This is a genomic window from Actinomadura sp. BRA 177, from assembly GCF_013372625.1.
GTDB lineage: Bacteria > Actinomycetota > Actinomycetes > Streptosporangiales > Streptosporangiaceae > Spirillospora.
In genome coordinates this window covers 1-3,066 of record NZ_JABXFD010000320.1, presented here as the reverse complement: position 1 = coordinate 3,066, position 3,066 = coordinate 1, and the positions used below count along the sequence as shown (strand labels likewise).

Below are 3,066 nucleotides of genomic sequence, written 5' to 3'. Positions count from 1 at the left end.
CGCCGGCACCGCGCGCGCCGCCGTCGCGCTGCCCGCCGACGGCGCCGAGGACGTGGAGGCCGTCGCGCTCGGCGCGCTGCTAGGCGCGTACTCGTTCGACGCCTACCGCACCGGCGACGCGCACAAGAGCCCCGTCGAGGAGATCCGGCTGCTCGCGTCCGCCTCCGAGGACGCCGCCGTCGAGCGTGCCCGGACTCTCGCCGCGTCCGTGAAGCTCGTCCGCGACCTGGTCAACACCCCGCCGTCGCACCTGTCGCCCGAGGACCTGGCCGCCGAGGCCGGGCGGGTCGCCGCGGAGTCCGGCCTCGGGATCGAGGTGCTGGACGAGAAGGCCCTCGTGGAGGGCGGCTACGGCGGCATCGCGGGCGTCGGGCAGGGCTCGGTCAACCCGCCGCGCCTCGTCCGGCTCGCCTACACCCACGCCGAGGCGTCGCGGACGCTCGCGCTGGTCGGCAAGGGCATCACGTTCGACTCCGGCGGCCTGTCGCTCAAGCCGACCGACGCGATGGACTGGATGAAGTCCGACATGGGCGGCGCCGCCGCGGTGCTCGGCGCGCTCGCCGCCATCGCCAAGCTCGGCCCCAAGGTCAACGTCGTCGGCTACCTCGCGATCGCCGAGAACATGCCGAGCGGCACCGCCCAGCGCCCGTCCGACGTGCTGCGCATCTACGGCGGCAAGACCGTCGAGGTCCTCAACACCGACGCCGAGGGCCGCCTCGTCATGGCGGACGCGCTCGTCCGGTCCGGCGAGGACTCCCCCGACCTGATCGTGGACGTCGCCACGCTGACCGGCGCGCAGCTCGTCGCGCTCGGCACCCGGACCGCCGGCGTCATGGCCAACGACGACGGCGTCCGTGAGAAGGTGGTGGCGGCGGCCGAGCGCGCGGGCGAACCGTCCTGGGGCATGCCCCTGCCGGCGGAGCTGCGCAAGGGCCTGGACTCCGCGGTCGCCGACATCGCCAACATCAGCGGCGAGCGGTGGGGAGGCATGCTGGTCGCCGGGACGTTCCTCAAGGAGTTCGTGCCGGACGGCGTCAAGTGGGCCCACCTGGACATCGCGGGCCCGTCGTTCAACAAGGGCGAGCCGTACGGCTACACCCCGAAGGGCGGCACGGGGGCCGCGGCCCGCACGCTGGTGCAGATCGCCGAGGACGTCGCCGCGGGAATTCTGTAGCGAATCCGTCCGCTGTCACCGGGCGGAGAACAGAATAGGTTTCGCAAGGCGGCGGGGGCCCGCCGGTGACGGTGCGCCCCGCCCCGCCCTAGGGCCAGCGGCGCCGCGATCCACGCGGGCGCCACGACAGGGGAAAGGGAGCGTCCAGTGGCCAACAGCGGCCCCTTCGACATCGTCGTCCTGGGTGCCGGCAGCGGCGGTTACGCGTGCGCGCTGCGCGCCGCCGAGCTCGGCAGGTCGGTCGCGCTCATCGAGCGGGACGAGTCACTCGGCGGCACGTGCCTCAACCGCGGCTGCATCCCCACCAAGGCGCTGCTGCACGCGGCCGAGGTGGCGGACCACGCGCGCGATGCGGCGAAGTTCGGCGTCAAGACCACGTTCGAGGGCATCGACGTCGCCGGCGTGAACGCCTACAAGGACAAGGTCGTCTCCACGACCGTCAAGGGCCTCACCGGGCTGATCAAGTCCCGGGGCATCGAGGTCGTGCACGGCACCGGGCGGCTGACGGGCCCGACCACGGTCGAGGTCACCTCGCCGGACGGGGGGACCACCGCGATCGAGGGCGGGCACATCGTGCTCGGCACCGGGTCGCAGCCGAAGACGCTGCCCGGCCTGGAGATCGACGGCGAGCGCGTCATCTCCAGCGACCACGCGCTGCGGCTGGAGCACGTCCCGGCGTCCGTCGTCATCCTCGGCGGCGGCGTGATCGGCGTCGAGTTCGCCAGCGTGTGGCGCTCGTTCGGCGCCGAGGTCACGATCGTGGAGGCGCTGCCGCACCTGCTGCCGCTGGAGGAGGAGTCCAGCTCCAAGCGGCTGGAGCGCGCGTTCCGCAAGCGCGGCATCAAGTTCGAGGTCGGCACCCGGTTCGAGAGCGCCAAGACGACGCAGGGCGGCATCTCCGTCACCCTCGAAGGCGGCACGACGATCGACGCGGAGCTGCTGCTCGTCGCGGTGGGGCGCGGCCCGATCTCCGACGGCATCGGGCTCGCCGAGGCCGGCGTCGAGACCGACCGCGGGTTCGTGACGGTGGACGAGTACTGCCGGACGAACGTCCCCACGATCTCCGCCGTCGGCGACCTGATCCCCACGCCGCAGCTCGCGCACGTCGGCTTCGCCGAGGGCATCCTCGTCGCCGAGCGGCTGAGCGGGCTCGCCCCGGCGCCGATCGACTACGACGGCGTGCCCCGCATCACCTACTCCGACCCCGAGGTGGCCTCGGTCGGCATCACGTCCGCGACGGCCCGCGAGCGCGGGCACGAGATCAAGGAGTTCACCTACGACCTGGCCGGCAACCCCAAGAGCAAGATCCTGGGGACGCAGGGCGAGGTCAAGGTTATCGCGTCCGTGGACGGTCCCGTCCTCGGCCTGCACATGGTCGGCGCGCGCGTCGGCGAGCTCATCGCGGAGGGCCAGCTCATCTACAACTGGGAGGCCCTGCCGGGCGAGGTCGCCCAGCTGATCCATCCCCACCCGACCCAGTCCGAGGCGGTCGGCGAGGCCCACCTCGCCCTCGCCGGCAAACCACTGCACGTGCACGGCTGAACGCCGCACAAGTCATCCGAAGGAGTCGCTGAGACATGCCGGTCTCCGTCACCATGCCCCAGCTCGGCGAGAGCGTCACCGAGGGCACCGTCACCCGCTGGCTCAAGAAGGAGGGCGAGCGCGTCGAGACCGACGAGCCGCTCCTCGAGGTGTCCACCGACAAGGTCGACACCGAGATCCCCTCGCCCGCCTCGGGCGTCCTGACCAGCATCACCGTCGCCGAGGACGAGACCGTCGAGGTCGGCGCCGAGCTCGCCGTCATCGGCGACGAGGGCGACGCGCCGTCCGGCGGCGGCGCCCCCGCCGCGCAGGAGCAGCAGGCCCCGGCCGCGCCGGAGCCCGCCCAGCAG

3 protein-coding genes are annotated in these 3,066 nt (G+C 73.0%); all 3 read left to right on the top strand.

Annotated elements, in window-relative coordinates; translation table 11 throughout:
• A partial coding sequence (locus tag HUX53_RS16275; protein ID WP_176404048.1) for a leucyl aminopeptidase occupies positions 1 to 1,174 on the top strand: 1,174 nt, incomplete at its 5' end.
• A gap of 147 nt (positions 1,175 to 1,321) precedes the next feature.
• Complete coding sequence (lpdA, locus tag HUX53_RS16270; protein WP_176404047.1) at positions 1,322 to 2,716, top strand: dihydrolipoyl dehydrogenase; 1,395 nt, start codon at positions 1,322 to 1,324, stop codon at positions 2,714 to 2,716.
• A gap of 35 nt (positions 2,717 to 2,751) precedes the next feature.
• A partial coding sequence (locus tag HUX53_RS16265) for a biotin/lipoyl-containing protein (protein ID WP_303623168.1) occupies positions 2,752 to 3,066 on the top strand: 315 nt, incomplete at its 3' end.